Raw genomic sequence first — 21,850 nt, 5'->3', positions numbered from 1 at the left:
TGGCGGCTGCGCTGTCGATGTCTGCGCACACGGCGTTTGCCGCCGATAGCGCCGATGCGATCGTCCCGCCGCTTCCGCCGCTGCCCGCATCGTTCGACGCGCAGGCTGTCGACCCGCCTATCGTCGCGACGTCCGACGCGCAGCCCGCGAAGCCCGCGGCGGAGCAGGCGGAAACGGAGAAGACAGAAACGGCAGAGGCGCTGGAAGGCCCGCCCGTGCCTTTGCCGAAACTCGAGCGTCTGAGCGACGCATCGCAGAGCGACGACGACGGCAAGCCGATCACGCTCGATCTGAAAAACGCCGACTTGAGCGCCGCGCTGCACGCATTCGCGCGCTTCACCGGCCTGAACATCGTCGCGAGCGAAAAGGTGCGCGGACAAGTGTCGATGAATCTCGTCGCCGTGCCGTGGCGGCGCGCGTTCGACACGTTCCTCGAAGTCCACGGACTCGCGATGGAGCGGCACGGCAATGTCATTTGGGTCGCGCCGCTCGCGGAACTGGCGGCGCGCGAGAAGCTGCGGTTCGAGGCCCACGCGCGCGCCGCGGACCTCGAACCGCTCGCGAGCCGTACGTTCGTGCTGCGCTATTCGCGCGCGGAAGAGCTGCGCAAGATGCTGTCCGGCTCGGGCAGCCAGCGCGTGCTGTCGAAGCGCGGTTCCGCCATCTCCGATGCCCGCACGAATCTGCTCTTCATCACCGATCTCGACGCTCGCGTGCGGCAGATCGCCGAACTCGTCGCGCTGATCGACAAGCCGACGCCGCAGGTGATGATCGAGGCGAAGATCGTCGAGGGCGAGGCGGGACTGTCGCGCAATCTCGGCGTCAAGCTGGGCATCGCGGCGCAGAACGATCCGGCGACCGGGTTCGCGGGCGGCGCGGACGGTGTGGTATACGATTTGTCGGCGGGGCCGATCAACGGTTTCGACGCGGCGACGGCCGGGCTCACGTTGTTCGTCGCGCAGGCCACCCGGCTGCTCAACGTGCAACTGAGCGCGCTGGAGGCGCAAGGGCGCGGACAAATCGTTTCGCGGCCGCGCGTCGTGACGGCGGACCGCGTGAAGTCGATCGTCGAGCAGGGCATGGAAGTGCCGTATCAGGCGAAGGTTGGCAATGGCATGTCGGGCGTGCAGTTTCGGCGCGCAACGCTCAAACTGGAGGTTGAGCCGCAGATCACGCCGCATGGCCACGTCATTCTCGATCTCGACATCACGAAAGACAGTGTCGGCGAGCAGACGGCGAACGGGCCGGCAATCCATACCAAGCATATCCAGACGCGCGTGGAAGTGGAAAACGGCGGCACCGTGGCGATCGGCGGCATTTATTCCGATGACGAACACGAAGACACGACCGGCGTGCCGGGACTGTCGAAATTGCCGCTGATCGGCTGGCTGTTTCGCAACGACGCGCGGCGCAGCTCGAAGAGCGAGCTCGTCATTTTGATTATGCCGCATGTGATCGCGTCGAGCGGCTAGGCCCGTCACGAGGGCCGCGAAACTCGACAAAGCGGGCGGTTTGCCCTTAAGCTGCCGCACGAACAAATTGCATCGAACTGGAAGGAAACCGAGTTGCAGGAAGGGCACGCGAACGCGAACATTTTTTTCGTCGGACTCATGGGGGCGGGTAAAACCACCGTGGGACGTGCGGTTGCGCGCCGTCTGCAGCGCTCCTTCATCGATTCGGATCATGAGATCGAGGCGCGCACGGGCGCCCGCATCCCGGTGATCTGGGAACTCGAGGGCGAAGCGGGTTTCCGCCAGCGCGAGGCGAACGTCATCGACGAGCTGTCGCAGCGCGATGGCATCGTGCTCGCGACGGGCGGCGGCGCGGTGCTGCGCCCCGACAATCGCGAACATCTGAAGAATCGCGGCATCGTCATCTATCTGCGCGCCAATCCGCACGATCTCTGGCAGCGTACACGGCGCGACAAGAATCGCCCGCTGCTGCAGACCGAAGATCCGCGCGGCAAGCTCGAAGCGCTCTTTCAGGCGCGCGATCCGCTGTACCACGAATGCGCGCATTTCGTCGTGGAAACCGGACGGCCGACCGTGAACGCGCTCGTCAATATGGTCCTGATGCAACTGGAGGTCGCCGGCGTCGTCAAACCGGCCTGAAGATCACATGTCCGCCATGATTACCGTCAACGTCGAACTGGGCGAGCGCGCCTATCCCATTCATATCGGTGCAGGGCTGATCGGCCGCACCGAGCTCTTTGCTCCGCACATCAAGGGCGCGTCCGTGGCGATCGTCACGAACTCGACCGTCGATCCGCTCTACGGCGAGCAGTTGCGCGCGGCTCTCGCGCCGCTCGGCAAGAAAGTCACGACCGTCGTGCTTCCGGACGGCGAAGCGCACAAGAACTGGGAAACGCTCAACACGATCTTCGACGCGCTCTTGACCGAGCGCGCCGACCGCAAGACGACGCTGATCGCGCTCGGCGGCGGCGTCGTCGGCGACATGACGGGCTTCGCGGCCGCATCGTACATGCGCGGCGTGCCGTTCATCCAGGTGCCGACCACGCTGCTCTCGCAAGTGGATTCGTCGGTGGGCGGCAAGACGGGCATCAATCATCCGCTCGGCAAGAACATGATCGGCGCGTTCTATCAGCCGCAAGCGGTAATCGCGGACATCGGCGCGCTGCACACCTTGCCGGAGCGCGAGCTGGCGGCGGGCATCGCGGAAGTCATCAAGACGGCCGCCATCGCGGACGCCGAATTCTTCGACTGGATCGAAAGCAATATCGACGCGCTGAATCGCCGCGACGACGACGCCCTCGCGCACGCGGTGAAGCGTTCGTGCGAGATCAAGGCGTCGGTGGTGGCATCCGACGAGCGCGAGGGCGGGCAGCGCGCGATTCTCAATTTCGGCCATACGTTCGGTCATGCGATCGAAGCCGGTCTCGGCTACGGCGAATGGCTGCACGGCGAGGCGGTCGGTTGCGGCATGGTGATGGCGGCGGATTTGTCCGTGCGCCTCGGCAGGCTCGACGAAGCCGCGCGCCAGCGTCTCGTGCGCGTGATCGAAGCGGCGAAGCTGCCGGTCACGGCGCCGAAGCTCGGCGACGACCGCTACGTCGATCTGATGAAGGTCGACAAAAAGGCCGAAGCCGGTGAAATCAAATTCATTTTGCTGACCCGCTTCGGCGCGACCGAGATCACGAGCGCGCCAGATCAGGCCGTGCGCGCGACGCTCGCAGCCAGCGTCTGATCCGCGCGAGCGGCGGCCAGAACCATGACGATGCGGAGCAGCCGGTGAGCGAAGAAGAGCATCAAGTTTTGCCGGGCGCGCCGTCGACGCTCGCGCTCGAAGCGCATCTCGCGGCGTACGCCGCGCACGCGTCGCAATCGCGCGGACGGCGTTTCGCCGAAGCGCCCCCGGCGGCGCGCACCGAGTTCCAGCGAGATCGCGACCGCATCGTGCATTCGACCGCGTTTCGGCGGCTCGAATACAAGACCCAGGTCTTCGTCAATCACGAAGGCGACCTGTTTCGCACGCGCCTCACGCACAGCCTCGAAGTCGCGCAGATCGCGCGTTCCGTCGCGCGCAATCTGCGGCTGAACGAGGATCTCGTCGAAGCCATTTCGCTCGCGCACGATCTCGGCCACACGCCGTTCGGTCACGCCGGACAGGACGCGCTGCACGACTGCATGCGCGATCACGGCGGCTTCGAGCACAACCTGCAAAGCCTCGCGGTGGTCGATCAGCTCGAAGAGCACTACGGCGCGTTCAACGGCCTGAACCTGTGCTTCGAGACGCGCGAAGGCATTCTCAAGCATTGCTCGCGCGAGAACGCGCGCAAGCTCGGCGATCTCGGCGAGCGCTTTCTCACGGGCAAGCAGCCTTCCCTCGAAGCGCAGATCGCCAATGTCGCCGATGAAATCGCGTACAACAATCACGATGTCGACGACGGCCTGCGCTCCGGCCTCATCACGCTCGAGCAGCTTTCCGAAGTGAGCCTCTGGCACACGCATTTCGACGCGGCGCGCGCGGAGTATCCGGACATCGAAGGGCGCAGGCTCATTCACGAAACCATCCGCCGCATCATCAATACGCTGATCGTCGATCTGATCGAGGCGACGAGCCGCAATCTCCAACGCGTCGCGCCGCAATCGCTCGACGACGTGCGCAACGCGCCCACGCTCGTCGCGCACAGCGATGAAGTCGCGGCACAGGCGGCGCAACTCAAGCGTTTCCTGTTCAAGAACCTGTACCGGCACTATCGCGTGATGCGTATGGCCAACAAGGCGAAGCGCGTCGTGACGGGCCTTTTCGAAGCCTTCTCCGACGATCCGCGTCTCTTGCCGCCCGCGTATCAGGCGCGCGGACCGGTGACGGAGGAATCAGCGAACGACGCGGCTTCGTCGAGCCACGACAGTTCGCAGGCGCGGCTCATCGCGCATTACATCGCCGGAATGACGGACCGTTACGCATTGAAGGAATATCAACGACTGTTTGTCATCGATAACAATTAACTTATAACGTTTCATACGGAGACTCATCGATGGTCCGCAAGCCCCTGTTTCGCCTGGTCACGACCGCTGCCGCCTTGACGTTCGGCGTCAGCACCGCCGCGCACGCCGCGACGGAAATCCAGTTCTGGCACGCGATGGAAGCCGCGCTCGGCGAGCGCGTGAACGACATCGCCAACGATTTCAACAAGTCTCAGAGCGATTACAAGATCGTCCCGGTGTTCAAGGGCACGTATGACCAGGCGCTCGCAGCGGGCATCGCGGCGTATCGCAGCGGCAATGCGCCCGCGATCCTGCAAGTCTACGAAGTCGGCACCGCGACGATGATGCAGGCGAAAAAGGCCGTCATCCCGGTCTCCGACGTGTTCAAGCAGGCTGGCGTGCCGCTCGACGAAAAGGCGTTCGTGCCGACCATCGCCGGTTACTACAGCGACGCGAAGACCGGCCATCTCATCTCGATGCCGTTCAACAGCTCGACGCCCGTTCTCTACTACAACAAGGACGCGTTCAAGAAGGCCGGCCTCGATCCGAACCAGCCGCCGAAAACCTGGGCCGATGTCGAAGCCGACGCGAAGAAGCTGAAGGCCGCGGGCTATTCGTGCGGATATTCGTCGGGCTGGCAGAGCTGGATTCAGCTTGAGAACTACAGCGCGTGGCACGCCGCGCCGTTCGCGACGAAGAACAACGGCTTCGACGGCCTCGATGCGAAGCTCGAATTCAACAAGCCGCTGCAGGTCGCGCACATCCAGTTCCTGCAAAACATGGCGAAGGAAGGCACGTTCACGTATGTCGGCCGCAAGGACGAGCCGGTGTCGAAGTTCTATAGCGGCGATTGCGGGATCATCACGAATTCGTCGGGTTCGCGCGCGACCATCGCGAAATTCGCGAAGTTCGATTACGGCGTCGGCATGATGCCGTACGACGCGAATGTGAAGGGCGCGCCGCAGAACGCGATCATCGGCGGCGCGAGTCTGTGGGTTCTGGCGGGCAAGGATCCGGCCGTCTATAAGGGCGTCGCCAAGTTCCTCGCGTATCTCGCGACGCCGGAAGTGGCGGCGAAGTGGCATCAGGACACGGGCTATCTGCCGGTCACGCAGGCCGCGTACGAGCTCACGCAAAAGCAGGGCTTCTACGACAAGAATCCCGGCGCGGACATCGCGATCAAGCAGATGCTGAACAAGCCGCCGCTCGCGTACACGAAGGGCCTGCGCCTCGGCAACATGCCTCAGATCCGCACGATCGTCGACGAAGAGCTCGAGCAAGTTTGGGCCGAGAAGAAGACGCCGCAACAGGCGCTGGACGCGTCGGTGCAACGCGGCGACGAACTGCTGCGCCGCTTCGAGAAGGCGGGCAATTAAGGTCACGCGCCCGCGTGTAGAAGCGCGGGCGCTTCCGGGAAATCAAAGCATGGAAAAGCGCTCTCGTTTCGATACGAGCGTCTTGCCGTATCTGCTCGTCGCGCCACAACTCGCGATCACCGCGCTGTTCTTTCTCTGGCCCGCGGGCGAAGCCCTCTGGCAGGCCACGCAAAGCCAGGATGCGTTCGGCACGTCGAGCGAGTTCGTCGGCCTGCAGAACTTCAAACAACTGTTCGCCGATCCGCTCTACCTGTCGTCGTTCAACACGACGATGATCTTCTGCGCGCTCGTCACCGTGTCGGGCCTCGTGATCTCGCTTCTGCTCGCCGCGTGCGCCGATCGCGTGACGCGCGGCGCGAAGGCGTATCAGACGCTGCTCATCTGGCCGTATGCGGTCGCGCCCGCGATCGCCGCCGTGCTGTGGTCGTTCCTGTTCAATCCGAGCATCGGGCTCGTGACGTATGCGCTGGCGAAGCAGGGCGTCATCTGGAATCACGCGTTGAACGGCACGCAGGCCATGTTCCTCGTCGTGCTCGCGTCGGTGTGGAAGCAGGTCAGCTACAACTTCCTGTTCTTCTATGCGGGTCTTCAGGCGATCCCGAAATCGCTGATCGAAGCCGCCGCCATCGACGGGGCCGGTCCCGTGCGCCGCTTCTTCGGCATCGCGCTGCCGCTCCTGTCGCCGACGTCGTTCTTTCTGCTCGTCGTGAATCTCGTCTACGCGTTCTTCGATACGTTCCCCGTCATCGACGCCGCGACCGGCGGCGGTCCCGCGCAATCGACCAAGACGCTCATCTACAAGATCTTCGCGGAAGGCTTCCAGGGACTCGACATCGGCAGTTCGGGCGCGCAGTCGGTCGTGCTGATGGTGATCGTCGTCGTGCTCACCGTGGTCCAGTTCCGCTTCGTCGAACGCAGGGTGCAATACTCATGATCGAAAACCGTCGCGGCTTCGATATCTTCTGTCACGCGGTGCTGTTGCTCGGCGTCGCGCTGATCGTGTTTCCTGTGTACGTCGCGTTCTGCGCGGCCACGATGAATTCGAAGGAAGTGTTCAGCGTGCCGCTCTCGCTCGTGCCGAGCACGCATCTGTTCGAGAACATCGCGTATATCTGGGCGCACGGCAGCGGCAACGCGGCCGCTCCCTTCGGACGCATGCTGGCGAACAGTCTCGTGATGGCGCTGGTCATCTCCATCGGCAAGATCGCGGTGTCGATCGTGTCCGCCTATGCAATCGTCTTCTTCCGCTTTCCGCTGAAGAACCTCGCGTTCTGGCTCATCTTCATCACGCTGATGCTTCCCGTCGAAGTGCGTATCTTCCCGACGGTGCAAGTCGTTTCGTCGATGCATCTGTCGAACACGTATGCGGGATTGACGCTGCCGCTGATCGCCTCCGCAACGGCGACGTTCCTCTTCCGGCAGTTCTTCATGACGCTGCCCGACGAACTGATGGAAGCGGCGCGCATCGACGGCGCGGGGCCGCTGCGTTTCTTCTGGGACGTTGTGCTGCCGCTTTCGAAGACCAACATCGCGGCGCTTTTCGTCATCACGTTCATCTACGGCTGGAATCAATATCTCTGGCCGATTCTCATCACCAACGAAGTGTCGCTGCAGACGGCGGTGGTCGGCATCAAGAGCATGATCGCGTCCGGCGACACAGCGACCGAATGGCACTACGTGATGACCGCGACGCTGCTCGCGATGCTGCCGCCGCTCGCGGTCGTCCTGACGATGCAGCGCTGGTTCGTGCGCGGACTCGTCGATTCCGAGAAATAAAACATGGCTGCATTGAATCTAAAAAGCGTCAAGAAAACATACGACGGCTCGAACTATGTACTGCACGGCATCGACGCCTCGATCGAGGACGGCGAATTCGTCGTGATGGTCGGGCCGTCGGGCTGCGGGAAGTCGACTTTGCTTCGCATGGTCGCGGGGCTCGAAAGCGTGTCCGAAGGCGCGATCGAAATCGGCGGCAAGGTCGTGAACAAGCTGGAGCCGAAGGATCGCGACATCGCGATGGTTTTTCAGAACTACGCACTTTATCCGCACATGAGCGTCGCGCAGAATATGGCGTACGCGCTGAAGATCGGCGGCGCGGACAAGAAGACCATCGAGTCGCGCGTCGCTAATGCCGCGCGTATCCTCGAACTCGAACATCTGCTCGAACGCAAGCCGCGCGAATTGTCGGGTGGTCAGCGGCAGCGCGTTGCAATGGGCCGCGCGATTGTCCGCGAGCCGGCGGTGTTCTTGTTCGACGAACCGTTGTCGAATCTCGACGCCAAGCTGCGCGTGCAGATGCGCCTCGAAATTCAGCGGCTGCACGCGCGTCTCGCGACCACGAGCCTTTACGTTACGCACGATCAGATCGAAGCCATGACGCTCGCGCAGCGCGTCATCGTGATGAACAAGGGTCACGCGGAACAGATCGGCGCGCCGACCGAAGTGTACGAACGCCCGGCAACCGTATTCGTGGCGAGCTTCATCGGATCGCCGGCGATGAATCTGCTCGAAGGACGTCTGTCCGAAGACGGATCGACTTTCGAGATCGCGGGCGGCGGTCCGAAGCTGCCGGTCGCGGGCGCGAATGGCGTGACGAGCGCGATGCACGGGCGCGAGTGGATCGTGGGCATTCGTCCCGAGCACATGACGCCCGGCAACGAGAACGCGCCAAGCGCCACGCTCGATGTGGATTCGGCTGAACTGCTTGGCGCGGACAATCTCGCGCACGGCAAGTGGGGCAAGCACGACGTCGCAGCGCGCTTGCCGCACGAGCATCGCCCGCAGCGTGGGGAGCGGTTGAGCGTATCGTTGCCCGCGCGGCATCTGCATTTTTTCGATCCGGCAACGCGACTGCGCGCGAACTAAAGGAGGCGATGCGATGAGAACCTGGCCTTATCCCGCGATCGTCGCGCATCGCGGCGGCGGCAAACTCGCGCCGGAGAACACGCTCGAAGCAATCGACGTGGGCGCGCGCTTCGGCCACAAGATGATCGAGTTCGACGCGAAGCTTTCTGCTGACGACATCGTCTTCCTGCTGCACGACGACGCGGTCGATCGAACGTCGAACGGACGCGGCGCGGCAAAAGCGATGACCTACGCGCAGTTGCGCGCGCTCGATGCAGGCACCTGGTTCGGCGCCGAATTCGCAAACGCGCGTATGCCGACGCTCGCCCAAGTGCACGAGCGATGCGTGAAGCATGGGCTTGCGGTGAACATCGAGATCAAGCCGAGTCAGGGGCGCGACGTGGAAACAGGCGTGCTCGTCGCGCGTGAGGCGGCGCACTTGTGGGCAGACGCTGAAATCGCGCCGCTGATGTCGTCGTTCTCATATGCGGCGCTGGAAGCCGCACGCGACGTCGCGCCGAATCTTCCGCGAGGGATGCTTTACGAGCGCGTTCCCGTGAACTGGCGCGCGCAAACTTCAGCGTTATCGTGTGTGTCGCTGCACGCGAACCATCGCACGCTCGATGAAGCGCTCGTCGCGCAGATCAAGGATGCCGGCTTGCGCATTCTTGCCTACACGGTGAACGATCCGGCGCGCGCGCGGTTGCTCGCGCAATGGGGCGTCGATGCGATCTGCACGGATCGCATCGACATTATTGGCGCGGATTTTCTGGAGGCGTCGTAGGGTTGAAATGTCAGCGAACGCGAGCGAGCAGCACGCCCGCAACCAGCGCCAGCCCGCCAACCAATGCAATGGTTTGCCAGGGCTTTTCGTGAAGGAAGGCGTCGGCGTCTTCGAACGCTGCGCCCGCGCGCTCGCGAAGCGCCGCGTGCGTATCGTTCAGACGTGCGCGCGCGCTGACGAGCCGGTCGCTGATCTGCGCGCGTAGCGCAGCCGCATCGGCCGACGTGCCTTCGGCCAGGGTGTTTTCGAGTTCGCTGAGAAGGGTGCGCAGTTCGGAGCCGATATCCTCGGCTGCTTCGCGGCCATGCCGTGCCATGCGTCGTGCGCGGCGGCTCGTCGTGGTCCAGGAATCTCCGATGGCGTCTCGCGTATTAGGCAGTGCGTTCATAGATCGCTCCGTCGATGGATGAGTCGTGGATAGCCCGCGCGAGGTGGCGGGGAAACTCATCATGCAGCAAATTCGATGCCGATGCTTCGACGTTGCGCAAAGCTTCGGTAAGCGCGACCGCGAAACACATTCCGCGCGCGATCGCGCGTAAGAACTGCAAGCAAACCGTTTTTACGAAGGTCACATTTACAAGGGCGATGCAAAAAGTAACGCCGGCATATGTGAATCATGCCGGCGTTATCTCTCTTTTTATGGCGCTTATATCGTCGTTACATGCTTGTGAGCAGTCTCACTTCAGAATCGATAGCCCACTCGCAAATATGTGACGATCGGGTTCAGCGTGATTTTCGCCTGCGATTGAACGTTGAGCGTGCCGACAGGCGTTTGAGCCTGCGTGTTCAACTTCGCGGTGGCCTTCAACGGAATGAACGAAACGGAAAATCCGGCGAACCAGTGCTCCGTGAAATTGTAGGTTGCGCCGACATTAAACACGGGCGCCCACGAACTATCCGTGTCGACGGTGGTCGGACCATGCAGGACCGAGCCTTCGAATTGCTGATTCGTGATCTGCGCGTCGGTAAACCAGGTGCGCGTCACGCCAAGACCCACGAACGGACGGAACTTCGCCGTGGGAGCATTGAAGAAGTATTTGAATAGCAGCGTCGGGCTCCACTGCTTCGCGCTGCCGAGCTTTCCGTACTGGGACAAGGTGCCCTTGCCTTCGAGATCGAACGTGGGCGGCACGCCCATTTCGAGTTCGGCGGCAATGTGGTCGGTCGCGAAGTAGCCCAACGTGAAGCCGGCGGTGTCGGCGCTCGAAATGCCTGCGCCTGTGCCGGGAACGTCGATATTGACCGGAGATCCGCCTACACTTGTTTCTTTGAGCGGACCGCTACTGTCTTGCGGGGCGAAGTGAAACCAGCCTGCTGTTGCATAGAAGGATCCAGCAGATTGCGCATGTGCCGCGGTGGACACACACGCTAATGCCGCGATCCCCGTGATGACTTGTTTTATTTTCAATTTGTGCTCCTCCGAAAAAGCACGCTCATTATGAACACAAGATTTCACATTAACCATAGCGGTGCCGTAGAGCATTCTCCCTAGGGCAAAGAGCGGCTTTGGGGTCTGGTTGCACGGCAATTGCATGTGTTCTCTCCACGCTGCCGCAACGGCTCCAAAAGGTCCCCGAACGGGGTAACACAAACGCGACCAACGGAAAATCCAGAATGGCACGGCTTGCACGACTCTACGTTCCCGAACAGCCGCAGCATGTCATCCTGCGTGGTCTCGACCAGCAACCCGCCTTCGTCGACGACCAGGACTACGAGCTCTTCATCGACTGCTTGAGGACTGCTTCACGTGATCATCACCTCTCTATTCACGCCTATGCGCTGATGCCGCAGGCGGTACATCTGCTCGTCACGCCGCGCGACGAATCCAGTCTGCCCAAAGCGATGCAAGCGGTGGGACGTCGTTACGTGGCGCACTTCAATCGCCGATACATGCGACGCGGCACGCTCTGGGAAGGCCGCTATCGCGCGACGGTCATCGAGGGCGAACGATACTTTCTGCTCGCCACGCGCGTCGTAGAAATGGCGCCCGTGCGCGCGCAACTGGTCGCGGCGCCGCAGGACTACAAATGGTCCAGCTTCCGTCATCACATCGGGCTCACGCTCGATAGCCTCATCACCGACCATCCGCTGTTCTGGTCGCTCGGCAATACGCCGTTCGAACGCCAGCACGCCTACAAGGAACTGTGCGAGCAACCGCCCGATGAGCGCGAGGCCAACCGTCTCCTGCAAGCGACACTTAAAGGCTGGGTGCTCGGCAGCGATGCCTATCGGGAATGGGCGTCGCATGCTGCCAACCGCCGGGTGTCGCCGCTGCCGCGCGGACGTCCGCGAAAGATTCGCGAAACTCCACAGACTCAATAACGGCCTTCACGGGCGTTCCTGAAGCAAAAAACGAAACGGCGTCTCGAATTTTCCGAGTCTCGCCGTTTCTTTTTGACTGTCAGTGATGCGGCCCCAATATGTTGGGGCACATTTGCACCATATCGATAATCGGTGTCAGATCATCAAGTTTTATTTGCCATCGCTTTGATTCGTCGCGTATATTTCGATTTCCGGCAATTGCCGCGGTGCAGCGTGCCGCGCACGACCGTGCTTCGTGACACATCAAGTTGAAAGAAACCGTCGCAAGCGACAAGAAAATGGTTCAACGGCCGAGTCGATTCGGCCCCTCACAGTAGAGACGGTGTCCCCATGAACGATCATCAGCAGCCGGCAGCCGGTTCGCTTCCCGCCGCGCAGGGCATGTACGACCCTGCGAACGAACACGACGCGTGCGGCGTCGGTTTCGTCGCCCATATCAAGGGAAAAAAGAGCCACGAGATCATTCAGCAGGGTCTCAAGATTCTTGAGAATCTCGATCACCGCGGCGCGGTCGGCGCCGATCCGCTTATGGGCGACGGCGCCGGCATCCTCATTCAGGTGCCGGACGGCTTCTATCGCGAAGAAATGGCCAAGCAAGGCGTGACCTTGCCGCCTGCTGGCGAATACGGCGTCGGCATGATCTTCCTGCCGAAGGAGCACGCATCGCGTCTCGCGTGCGAGCAGGAACTGGAGCGCACGGTCAAGGCCGAGGGCCAAGTCGTGCTCGGCTGGCGCGACGTGCCGGTCGATTCCACCATGCCGATTTCGCCGACCGTGAAGGCGAGCGAGCCGCTGATCCGCCAGATCTTCATCGGGCGCGGCAAGGACATCGTCGTGACGGACGCGCTCGAGCGCAAGCTGTACATCATCCGCAAGACGGCGAGCCATCGCATCCAGGCGTTGAAGCTCAAGCACGGCAAGGAATACTTCGTGCCGTCGATGTCGTCGCGCACGGTCGTCTACAAGGGTCTGCTGCTGGCCGGCCAGGTCGGCGTGTATTACCGCGATCTGCAGGACGAGCGCGTCGTGTCGGCGCTCGCGCTCGTGCACCAGCGCTTCTCAACGAACACGTTCCCCGCGTGGGAACTCGCGCACCCGTATCGCATGATCGCGCACAACGGTGAAATCAACACCGTGAAGGGCAACGTCAACTGGCTGAACGCGCGCACCGGCGCGATCGCGTCGTACGTGCTCGGCGACGATCTGCCGAAGCTCTGGCCGCTGATCTATCCGGGCCAGTCCGACACGGCTTCGTTCGACAACTGTCTCGAACTGCTCGTGATGGCCGGCTACCCGCTCGTCCACGCAATGATGATGATGATCCCGGAAGCGTGGGAACAGCACACGCTGATGGACGACAACCGCCGCGCGTTCTACGAATACCACGCCGCGATGATGGAACCGTGGGACGGCCCCGCCGCCATCGCGTTCACGGACGGCCGCCAGATCGGCGCGACGTTGGACCGTAACGGCCTGCGTCCGGCGCGCTATCTCGTCACCGACGACGATCTCGTGATCCTCGCGTCGGAATCCGGCGTGCTGCCTATTCCCGAGTCGAAGATCGTCAAGAAGTGGCGTCTGCAGCCGGGCAAGATGTTCCTGATCGACATGGAGCAGGGCCGCATCATCGAGGACAAGGAGCTGAAGGACAACCTGTCCAACGCGAAGCCGTACAAGAGCTGGATCGACGCGGTTCGCATCAAGCTCGACGAGATCGAGCCGAAGGCGGAAGACGTCGAAACGCAGCGCCGCGAAGCCGCCGCACTGCTGGACCGTCAGCAGGCGTTCGGCTACACGCAGGAAGACCTCAAGTTCCTGATGGCGCCGATGGCGCAATCGGGCGAAGAGGCCGTCGGCTCGATGGGCAACGACTCGCCGCTCGCGGTCATGTCCAACAAGAACAAGACGCTCTACAACTACTTCAAGCAGCTGTTCGCGCAGGTGACGAACCCGCCGATCGACCCGATCCGCGAAAACCTCGTCATGTCGCTCAACTCGTTCATCGGCCCGAAACCGAACCTGCTCGACACGACGAACATCAACCCGACGATGCGCCTCGAAGTGTCGCAGCCCGTGCTCGACTTCAAGGACATCGCGAAGATCCGCGCGATCGACAAGTACACCGGCGGCAAATTCAGCTCGTATGAGCTGAACATCTGCTATCCGGCGGCGTGGGGCAAGGAAGGCATCGAGGCGCGTATCGCGTCGCTGTGCGCGGAAGCCGTGGATGCCGTGCGCTCCGGCTACAACATCCTGATCGTGTCCGACCGCAAGATGGACCGCGACAACGTCGCGATCCCGGCGCTGCTCGCCACGTCCGCGATCCACTCGCATCTCGTCGCGCACGGTCTGCGCACGAGCACGGGTCTCGTCGTGGAAACGGGCTCGGCGCGCGAAACGCATCACTTCGCGCTGCTCGCGGGCTACGGCGCGGAAGCCGTTCACCCGTACCTCGCGCTGGAAACGCTCGCCAACATGGCCGAAGGCCTGAAGGGCGATCTGTCGGCGGACAAGGTCATCTACAACTTCACGAAGGCGGTCGGCAAGGGCCTGTTGAAGGTCATGTCGAAGATGGGCATTTCGACGTACATGTCCTACACCGGCGCGCAGATTTTCGAAGGCGTCGGCCTGTCGTCGGAACTCGTCGAGAAGTATTTCAAGGGCACGGCGACGAAGGTCGGCGGCATCGGCATCTTCGAAGTGGCGGAAGAAGCGATTCATCTGCATCGCGAAGCGTTCGGCGACAACCCGGTCCTCGCGAACATGCTCGACGCGGGCGGTGAATATGCGTATCGCGTGCGCGGCGAAGAGCACATGTGGACGCCGGATGCGATCGCCAAGCTGCAGCACTCGGCGCGCAGCAACTCGTATCAGACGTACAAGGAATACGCCCACATCATCAACGACCAGACGAAGCGTCACATGACGTTCCGCGGTCTGTTCGAGTTCAAGGTGTCGCCGTCGAAGGCGATTCCGCTCGATGAAGTCGAATCGGCGAAGGAAATCGTCAAGCGCTTTGCGACGGGCGCGATGTCGCTCGGCTCGATCAGCACGGAAGCGCACGCCACGCTCGCCGTCGCGATGAACCGCATCGGCGGCAAGTCGAACACGGGCGAAGGCGGCGAGGACGAAACGCGTTATCGCAACGAGCTGCGCGGCATTCCGATCAAGAACGGCGACACGCTGCAATCGATCATCGGCAAGGAAGTCGTCACCGACATCCCGCTGAAGGAAGGCGATTCGCTGCGCTCGAAGATCAAGCAGGTCGCGTCGGGACGTTTCGGCGTGACGGCGGAGTATCTGTCGTCGGCGGACCAGATCCAGATCAAGATGGCGCAGGGCGCGAAGCCGGGCGAAGGCGGTCAGCTGCCGGGCCACAAGGTGTCCGAATACATCGGCAAGCTGCGTTATTCGGTGCCGGGCGTCGGCCTCATTTCGCCGCCGCCGCACCACGACATCTATTCGATCGAAGACCTCGCGCAACTCATTCACGATTTGAAGAACGTGAATTCGTCGTCGAGCATTTCGGTGAAGCTGGTGTCGGAAGTCGGTGTCGGCACGGTGGCCGCGGGCGTTGCGAAGGCGAAGGCGGATCACGTCGTGATCGCGGGCCATGACGGTGGCACGGGCGCATCGCCGCTGTCGTCGCTCAAGCACGCTGGCACGCCGTGGGAACTCGGCCTCGCCGAAACGCAGCAGACGCTGGTGCTGAACCGTCTGCGCGGGCGCATTCGCGTGCAGGCCGACGGTCAGATGAAAACCGGCCGCGACGTCGTGATCGGCGCGCTGCTCGGCGCGGACGAATTCGGCTTCGCGACGGCGCCGCTCGTCGTCGAAGGCTGCATCATGATGCGCAAGTGCCATCTGAACACGTGCCCGGTCGGCGTCGCGACGCAGGACCCGGTGCTGCGCGCGAAGTTCTCGGGCCAGCCGGAACACGTCGTCAACTTCTTCTTCTTCGTTGCGGAAGAAGTGCGCGAAATCATGGCGCAGTTCGGTATCCGCAAGTTCGATGACCTGATCGGCCGCGTCGATCTGCTCGACATGAAGAAGGGCATCGAGCACTGGAAGGCTAAGGGCCTCGACTTCTCGCGCATCTTCTATCAGGTGCCGGTGGGCGAAGACGTCGCGCGCAAGCACGTCGACGTGCAGGATCACGGTCTCGACAAGGCGCTCGATCACGTGCTGATCGAGAAGTCGAAGGCGGCGATCGAGAAGGGCGAGCATGTGTCGTTCATCCAGCCGGTGCGCAACGTGAATCGCACGGTCGGCGCGATGCTGTCCGGCCTCATCGCGAAGACGCACGGTCACGACGGCCTGCCCGACGACTCGATTCACATCCAGTTGAAGGGCACGGCGGGCCAGAGCTTTGGCGCGTTCCTCGCGAAGGGCGTGACGCTGGATCTCGTCGGCGACGGCAACGACTACGTCGGCAAGGGCCTGTCGGGCGGGCGCATCATCATTCGCCCGACCAACGACTTCCGCGGCAAGTCCGAGGAAAACATCATCTGCGGCAACACGGTGATGTACGGCGCGATCGAAGGCGAATCGTATTTCCGCGGCGTCGCGGGCGAGCGCTTCTGCGTGCGCAACTCGGGTGCGACGGCGGTCGTCGAAGGCACGGGCGATCACGGCTGCGAATACATGACGGGCGGCACGGTGGTCGTGCTCGGCGAGACGGGCCGCAACTTCGCGGCGGGCATGTCGGGCGGCATCGCGTTCGTGTACGACCCGGAAGGCGCGTTCGCTGGCAAGTGCAACAAGTCGATGGTCGCGCTCGATCCGGTGCTGCAGCAGGCCGAACAGGAGCGCACGGTGGATCGCACGCTGTGGCACGCCGGCAAGACCGACGAAGCGCTGCTCAAGGGGCTGATCGAGCGTCACTTCCAGTTCACCGGCTCGCCGCGCGCGAAGTCGCTGCTGGAAAACTGGGATTCGGCTCGCCGTCAGTTCGTCAAGGTGTTCCCGACCGAGTACCGTCGCGCGCTCACCGAAATGGGCGCGAAGAAGGGCAAGGAAGCGGTCGCGGCTTAAGCCTCGTTCAATCAGACAGACGCGCGCTCCGGGAGCGCGCGATCCTCACCAAATACAGAGAAAGAAATGGGCAAGGCAACCGGTTTTCTCGAGTTCGAACGCCGCCACGAGGCGTACGAAGCTCCGCTTACCCGCGTCAAGCATTACAAGGAATTCGTCGCCGCGCTGACCGATGAAGACGCGAAGGTTCAAGGCGCGCGCTGCATGGACTGCGGCATTCCGTTCTGCAACAACGGCTGCCCGGTCAACAACATCATTCCGGACTTCAACGATCTCGTGTTCCAGCAGGACTGGAAGAGCGCGATCAACGTGCTGCATTCGACCAACAACTTCCCGGAATTCACGGGCCGCATCTGCCCGGCGCCGTGCGAAGCGGCGTGCACATTGGGCATCAACGACGATCCGGTCGGCATCAAGTCGATCGAGCACGCGATCATCGACAAGGCTTTCGCCGAAGGCTGGGTCGTGCCGCAACCGCCGAAGCACAAGACGGGCAAGAAGGTCGCCGTCGTCGGTTCGGGGCCCGCGGGTCTCGCGGCCGCGCAGCAACTCGGACGCGCGGGCCATGAAGTCGTCGTGTTCGAGAAGAACGATCGCATCGGCGGTCTGCTGCGTTACGGCATCCCCGATTTCAAGCTGGAGAAGTGGCTGATCGATCGCCGCATGCGTCAGATGGAGGCGGAAGGCGTGTCGTTCCGCACGAACGTGTTCATCGGCAAGGATGCGCTGCCGGAATACATCGCGAATACGGCGAAGGAAACCATCACGCCCGACGAGCTAAAGGAACAGTTCGACGCGGTCGTGATCGCGGGCGGCTCGGAAACGCCGCGCGATCTGCCGGTGCCGGGGCGCGAGCTCGAAGGCATCTACTACGCGATGGAATTCCTGCCGCAGCAGAACAAGGTCAACGCGGGCGACAAGCTGCCGGATCAACTGCTCGCGAAGGGCAAGCATGTCGTCGTGATCGGCGGCGGCGATACGGGTTCGGATTGCGTGGGCACGTCGAATCGTCATGGCGCGAAGAGCGTGACGCAGTTCGAACTGCTCGCGCAGCCGCCCGAGGAAGAGAACAAGCCGCTCGTGTGGCCGTACTGGCCGATCAAGCTGCGTACGTCGTCGTCGCATGAAGAAGGTTGCGAGCGCGACTGGTCGGTTGCGACGAAGCGCTTCGAAGGCAAGAACGGCAAGGTCGAGAAGCTGATCGCCGTGCGCGTCGAGTGGAAGGGCGGCAAGATGCAGGAAGTGCCGGGTTCCGAGTTCGAGATGAAGGCCGATCTCGTGCTGCTCGCGATGGGCTTCACGCAGCCGGTGTCGCCGGTGCTGGATGCGTTCGGCGTCGAGAAGGATGCGCGCGGCAACGTGCGCGCCGCGACCGAAGGCGACAAGGCGTATTACACGTCGGTCGATAAAGTCTTCACCGCCGGCGATATGCGTCGCGGGCAGTCGCTGGTCGTCTGGGCGATTCGCGAAGGACGTCAGTGCGCACGATCGGTGGATGCGTATCTGATGGGATCGAGCGAGTTGCCGCGGTAAGCGTCGCTCGACGCTTCATGCAAAAAGGCCACGCGATTGCGTGGCCTTTTGCTTTTGAGCGCGGACGGGTCAAACCTCCGCCATCGCCCTCTCGATCTCGATCTTGTAATCATGGAACATCGCGACCGACTCGCGATGCGCCACGCTCACAATCGCCGCCTTCGGAAGCCGCTCGACCAGCATGTTGTAGATATGCAGCTCGTTCTCGGCGTCGAGCGCGCTCGTGGCTTCGTCGAGGAACACGAAGTCCGGCTTGTGCAACAGCACGCGCGCGGCAGCAAGCCGTTGCTGCTCGCCCGGCGACAGACTCCGCGCCCAATGCGCGCTTTCCTCCAGCCGATCCGCATACGCCTCGAGATTGCACAGACGCAGCGCGTCGCGCGACTCTTCATCACTGAACGTTCCGCCCGCCGACGGATACGAAAGCGCCGCGCGCAACGTGCCGATCGGCAGATAACTCATCTGCGGGACGAACATCATCTTCGCGTCGACGGGCGCGTCGATCGTGCCGTCGCCGAACGGCCAAAGACCCGCGAGCGCGCGCATCAACGTGCTCTTGCCCGAGCCCGATGGACCGACGACCAGCCAGCGCGAACCCGGCTCGATCGACACGTTCGCCACGCGCGAAAGCGGCGTGCCGTTGGGCAGCGCGAGCATGAGCCCATTCGTCGTGAGCGACGGCGTGCTCGTGTAGTGCAGGTTGATGCCGCCGCGCTCCGTCGCCGGCGACGTTTCTTCGCGGATATGCGTCGAGCGCATCACGCGCTTGAATTCGCGCAGACGATTCACGGTCGCGCGCCATTCGACCAACGTCGAATAACTGTTGATGAACCACGAAAACGAATCGCTGACCGTGCCGAACGCCGATGAAATCTGCATCAGCACGCCGAACGAAAACGCGCCCGCGAAGTAGCGCGGCGCGGCGACCATGATCGGGAAAATGATCGCGATCTGCCCGTAGAACGACAGCACGAAGGTCATGCGCTTCGTGTACTTCATGATCATCCACCAGTTGTCGCGAATGCGCTGGAAGATGGTCTTTGCGTTCGCCGTTTCGGTCGCGATGCCGTCATAAAACGCAATCTGTTCGGCGTTCTCGCGCACGCGGATCAGGCCGAAACGGAAATCGGCCTCGACCTTCTGCTGCTGATAGTTGATCGACACGAGCGGATGCCCGACCTTCTGGATGATCAGCGAGCCGAGAATCGCGTAGAGCGCGGCGGCCCAGACCATGTAGCCCGGAATCGTGATCGGCGTGCCGCCGAGCGAGAAGGTCAGCGCGCCCGCGATGGTCCAGAGAATCGTGATGAAAGTGACGAGCGTGACGAGCGTCGAAAGCAGATCGAGCGAGAGCGAAAGCGTGGTGGTGGCGAAGGATTGCAGGTCGTCGGAAATACGCTGGTCGGGGTTGTCGGCGAGGCGGTCGCGCTCGATGCGGTAGAACGCCTTGTCACCGAGCCATTGTTCCAGAAAGCGGTTGGTGAGCCATTGACGCCAGCGAAACGCGAGCATCTGCCGCAGATATCGACCGTACACCGCGAGCAGGATGTACGCGAACGCGAGGCCCGTGAAGATCAGCAGCAGATGCGGAAAGTCCTTGACGTTCTTGTTCTGCAGCGCGTTGTAGAAGTCGGCGTTCCAGCTGTTGAGCCGGACGTTGATCCACACAACGGTCATGTTGATCGCGATGATCGCGACGAGAAGGCCCCACGCGAAGCCGCGCTCCTCCGACACCCAGTAGGGCTTGATGAGGCTCCACGCCGAGACTTCGTCGGCCTTCTGCTGCGTGCTTTCGGTATGGGTGTTGGTCATGAGCTTCCTGCTGATGCGCCTCGTGGCGCCCGATTGTTACGTCCGCGGCCGGGCCGCGCGCGGCGTTTTCCGGCTCCGCAGATTGTTCCGGGGTTCGCTTAACGCTCACTTAATTTCGGGCGATCGTCCTGCGAACCATGTTCGCGGCATTGTGCCAGAGTGCCGCCGCGCACGATAAAAGGCGGGGAATCCCGGTTTGCAGCGCCTTCGCCTTTCATGTTTTAATGACCCTCGACGAAACAGGGGTGCTTCGCGTGCATCGGCGGCCGGAACGGTCGGCAGCGCGGCGAGGCTGAGAGAGACCCTTTGCACCCGATCCGGGTAATACCGGCGAGGGAAGTTTCCGGAGACCGCGCGAGCCTCGCGCCATTCCTCCAGTCTCTTCCAGTCCTTTCTTCGCGCCCGGCGCGCTTCATGCGCTGCCGAGCCGGTCTCTCCCGCTGATTTCGTCCTCGTGATGTGGCGCCGCGCCAGCACGATCGGGATCGCGTCTTTCGTCTCCATCGTGCAGCGCAGCGTTACGCGTATGGAGACATCGAATTGATGAACAGAATCGATCAGGGCGCCGCGCGCCGGCCGGATTTCGCCGTCGTCGGCGGCGGGCTCGTCGGACGGCTCGTCGCCTGGCAACTCGCGGGCGCGGGTCACGACGTCGCGCTTTACGAACGCGGCGACGCCGCCGGCACGCAGTCGGCCGCGTGGGTCGCCGCCGCCATGCTCGCGCCGCTCGCGGAAGCGGCGAGCGCGGAGCCGCTCGTCGTCGGGCTGGGGGCGGCATCGCTCGAACGCTGGCCTGAACTCATCGCGCAATTGCCCGAGCCGGTTTTCTTTCAGCGCAACGGCACGCTCGTCGTCTGGCACGGCGCGGATCGCGCCGAAGCGCCGCTCTTCGAACGCCGTCTCAAGGCCAATTCGCCCGCCGATCTGGTCGACGGCGGCTTCGTCAAGCTCGCGGGCGCGCAAGTCGCGCAAGCCGAACCGGCGCTCGGAACGCGCTTCGCGCAGGGCTGGCTGCTGCCGAACGAAGGCCAACTGGACAACCGTCAGGCGCTTGGCGCACTCGCCGCCGGACTTGCCGCGCGCGGCGTGCGTACGCACTGGAACACCGCCGTCGATGCGATGCCCGACGCGCGCTGGATCATCGATTGCCGCGGCCTCGGCGGGAAGCCCGCGTGGCCCGCGCTGCGCGGCATTCGCGGCGAAGTCGCGCGCGTGCACGCGCCGGGCATCGGGCTGACGCGGCCGGTGCGGCTCTTGCATCCGCGCTATCCGCTCTACATCGCGCCGAAGGAGAACGATCTCTACGTGATCGGCGCGACGGAAGTCGAGGGCGAAGACATGTCGCCCGTGAGCGTACGTTCGGCGCTCGAGCTGCTGAGCGCCGCGTTCGCGGTGCATCCGGGTTTCGGCGAGGCGCGCATCCTCGAACTGAACTCGCATTGCCGGCCGACCTTGCCGGATCACCGGCCGGCGATCGTCTGGGACGGGGCGCGGACCTTGCGCGTGAACGGCTTGTACCGGCACGGCTTCATGATCGCGCCCGAAGTCGCGGATGCCGCGTGCCGTCTCGCCGACGCGCTCGCTTCCGGCGATATCGCCGATGCCGAGGCCTTCTCCGATTTCCGCAGCGCCGCGCGCTGGCCCGAACTGCTGCACGGCGAGTTCGCGGTTGCGCCAGCGCTCTAGTCATCAGGAAA

At 63.0% G+C, this 21,850-nt stretch carries 16 protein-coding genes and 1 riboswitch; of the genes, 13 read left to right on the top strand and 3 right to left on the bottom strand.

Annotated features, from left to right (window positions below; translation table 11 throughout):
• Nucleotides 1-17 precede the first annotated feature (17 nt).
• From LDZ23_RS12670 to ugpQ, 9 genes are all read left to right on the top strand, one after another.
• Nucleotides 18-1,472 (top strand): type IV pilus secretin PilQ, encoded by a 1,455-nt coding sequence (locus LDZ23_RS12670; RefSeq protein ID WP_326929450.1) that lies wholly within the window; start codon nucleotides 18-20, stop codon nucleotides 1,470-1,472.
• A gap of 93 nt (nucleotides 1,473-1,565) precedes the next feature.
• On the top strand, nucleotides 1,566-2,111 hold the full coding sequence (locus tag LDZ23_RS12665) for a shikimate kinase (RefSeq protein ID WP_008344080.1): 546 nt from the start codon (nucleotides 1,566-1,568) through the stop codon (nucleotides 2,109-2,111).
• Nucleotides 2,112-2,127: 16 nt separating this feature from the next.
• Nucleotides 2,128-3,204: a 3-dehydroquinate synthase gene (aroB, locus tag LDZ23_RS12660; RefSeq protein ID WP_034473117.1), complete on the top strand. Its 1,077-nt coding sequence runs from the start codon at nucleotides 2,128-2,130 to the stop codon at nucleotides 3,202-3,204.
• 44 nt (nucleotides 3,205-3,248) lie between these two features.
• The gene (locus LDZ23_RS12655) at nucleotides 3,249-4,469 is read left to right on the top strand and encodes a deoxyguanosinetriphosphate triphosphohydrolase (protein WP_034473118.1); all 1,221 of its coding nucleotides are present in this window, start codon (nucleotides 3,249-3,251) and stop codon (nucleotides 4,467-4,469) included.
• Between the two features lie 29 nt (nucleotides 4,470-4,498).
• On the top strand, nucleotides 4,499-5,824 hold the full coding sequence (ugpB, locus tag LDZ23_RS12650; protein WP_034473119.1) for a sn-glycerol-3-phosphate ABC transporter substrate-binding protein UgpB: 1,326 nt from the start codon (nucleotides 4,499-4,501) through the stop codon (nucleotides 5,822-5,824).
• Nucleotides 5,825-5,873: 49 nt separating this feature from the next.
• The gene (gene ugpA / locus LDZ23_RS12645) at nucleotides 5,874-6,758 is read left to right on the top strand and encodes a sn-glycerol-3-phosphate ABC transporter permease UgpA (RefSeq protein WP_008344088.1); all 885 of its coding nucleotides are present in this window, start codon (nucleotides 5,874-5,876) and stop codon (nucleotides 6,756-6,758) included.
• Nucleotides 6,755-7,600: a sn-glycerol-3-phosphate ABC transporter permease UgpE gene (gene ugpE, locus LDZ23_RS12640; protein ID WP_008344090.1), complete on the top strand. Its 846-nt coding sequence runs from the start codon at nucleotides 6,755-6,757 to the stop codon at nucleotides 7,598-7,600. Before ugpA ends, ugpE begins: the two co-directional genes overlap by 4 nt.
• A 3-nt stretch (nucleotides 7,601-7,603) precedes the next feature.
• Nucleotides 7,604-8,689, top strand: coding sequence for a sn-glycerol-3-phosphate import ATP-binding protein UgpC (locus LDZ23_RS12635; protein ID WP_244807668.1), 1,086 nt, complete (start codon nucleotides 7,604-7,606; stop codon nucleotides 8,687-8,689).
• Between the two features lie 13 nt (nucleotides 8,690-8,702).
• Nucleotides 8,703-9,452 carry a glycerophosphodiester phosphodiesterase gene (gene ugpQ / locus LDZ23_RS12630; protein WP_244807667.1) on the top strand — a complete coding sequence of 250 codons (750 nt, stop codon included), beginning with the start codon at nucleotides 8,703-8,705 and terminating at the stop codon, nucleotides 9,450-9,452.
• A 10-nt stretch (nucleotides 9,453-9,462) separates the two neighbouring features.
• On the opposite strand, the gene LDZ23_RS12625 is transcribed toward ugpQ, so the two are convergent.
• Nucleotides 9,463-9,840 carry an ElaB/YgaM/YqjD family protein gene (locus tag LDZ23_RS12625; protein WP_033536968.1) on the bottom strand — a complete coding sequence of 126 codons (378 nt, stop codon included), beginning with the start codon at nucleotides 9,838-9,840 and terminating at the stop codon, nucleotides 9,463-9,465.
• A 294-nt stretch (nucleotides 9,841-10,134) separates the two neighbouring features.
• Nucleotides 10,135-10,860: an OmpW/AlkL family protein gene (locus tag LDZ23_RS12620; protein ID WP_034473121.1), complete on the bottom strand. Its 726-nt coding sequence runs from the start codon at nucleotides 10,858-10,860 to the stop codon at nucleotides 10,135-10,137.
• A gap of 206 nt (nucleotides 10,861-11,066) precedes the next feature.
• On the opposite strand from LDZ23_RS12620, the gene LDZ23_RS12615 reads away from it, so the two are divergent.
• From LDZ23_RS12615 to LDZ23_RS12605, 3 genes are all read left to right on the top strand, one after another.
• Nucleotides 11,067-11,774, top strand: coding sequence for a transposase (locus tag LDZ23_RS12615; RefSeq protein WP_008344100.1), 708 nt, complete (start codon nucleotides 11,067-11,069; stop codon nucleotides 11,772-11,774).
• A 330-nt stretch (nucleotides 11,775-12,104) separates the two neighbouring features.
• The gene (locus LDZ23_RS12610) at nucleotides 12,105-16,808 is read left to right on the top strand and encodes a glutamate synthase-related protein (RefSeq protein WP_008344102.1); all 4,704 of its coding nucleotides are present in this window, start codon (nucleotides 12,105-12,107) and stop codon (nucleotides 16,806-16,808) included.
• Between the two features lie 66 nt (nucleotides 16,809-16,874).
• Nucleotides 16,875-18,341 (top strand): glutamate synthase subunit beta, encoded by a 1,467-nt coding sequence (locus tag LDZ23_RS12605; RefSeq protein WP_008344103.1) that lies wholly within the window; start codon nucleotides 16,875-16,877, stop codon nucleotides 18,339-18,341.
• A gap of 69 nt (nucleotides 18,342-18,410) precedes the next feature.
• Here the strand turns inward: LDZ23_RS12605 and LDZ23_RS12600 are convergent, their stop codons facing one another.
• A complete protein-coding gene (locus tag LDZ23_RS12600) occupies nucleotides 18,411-20,153 on the bottom strand; it encodes an ABC transporter ATP-binding protein/permease (protein ID WP_008344104.1) in 1,743 nt (580 codons plus the stop codon).
• 231 nt (nucleotides 20,154-20,384) lie between these two features.
• Nucleotides 20,385-20,509, top strand: a riboswitch (TPP riboswitch).
• Nucleotides 20,510-20,696: 187 nt separating this feature from the next.
• Here LDZ23_RS12600 and LDZ23_RS12595 point away from each other — a divergent pair.
• Entirely contained in the window at nucleotides 20,697-21,839 is a 1,143-nt protein-coding gene (locus LDZ23_RS12595; RefSeq protein ID WP_244807666.1) for an FAD-dependent oxidoreductase, read from the top strand.
• Nucleotides 21,840-21,850: the final 11 nt, after the last annotated feature.

The organism is Caballeronia zhejiangensis (assembly GCF_022879815.1).
GTDB classification, from domain to species: domain Bacteria; phylum Pseudomonadota; class Gammaproteobacteria; order Burkholderiales; family Burkholderiaceae; genus Caballeronia; species Caballeronia zhejiangensis.
This window is presented reverse-complemented; position numbering and strand designations above follow the sequence as displayed.